The organism is Bacillus sp. SIMBA_005 (genome assembly GCF_046535585.1).
In the GTDB taxonomy this organism is placed as follows: domain Bacteria; phylum Bacillota; class Bacilli; order Bacillales; family Bacillaceae; genus Bacillus; species Bacillus pumilus.
In genome coordinates this window covers 1-230 of the sequence record NZ_JAWRWI010001291.1, presented here as the reverse complement: position 1 = coordinate 230, position 230 = coordinate 1, and the positions used below count along the sequence as shown (strand labels likewise).

At 65.7% G+C, this 230-nt stretch carries 1 protein-coding gene; it reads right to left on the bottom strand.

Annotated elements, in window-relative coordinates:
- Positions 1-17: 17 nt before the first annotated feature.
- Positions 18-230: CD225/dispanin family protein (locus SB660_RS24230; RefSeq protein ID WP_410585197.1), on the bottom strand; the 213-nt coding region annotated here is incomplete at its 5' end.

Genomic DNA, 230 nt, shown 5'->3' with positions numbered 1-230 from the left:
GCCGTGCGCGGAGGCCATCAGTTGCCGGCCTGGATCTGCTCGAACATTTCCTGGTACATCGCCATGCCGCCGCCGAGCGTCAGCGAGTAGATCGTCCAGATCAGGCCGATGATGCACAGGCCGGTCGTCACCCAGCACCAGGTCTTGGCGGTGTTCGACGCGCGCTGCGCGCCGGGAAGATCGCCCATGCCCAGCAGCGTGTTGACCTTGGCCGCGAATACGATCGCGAC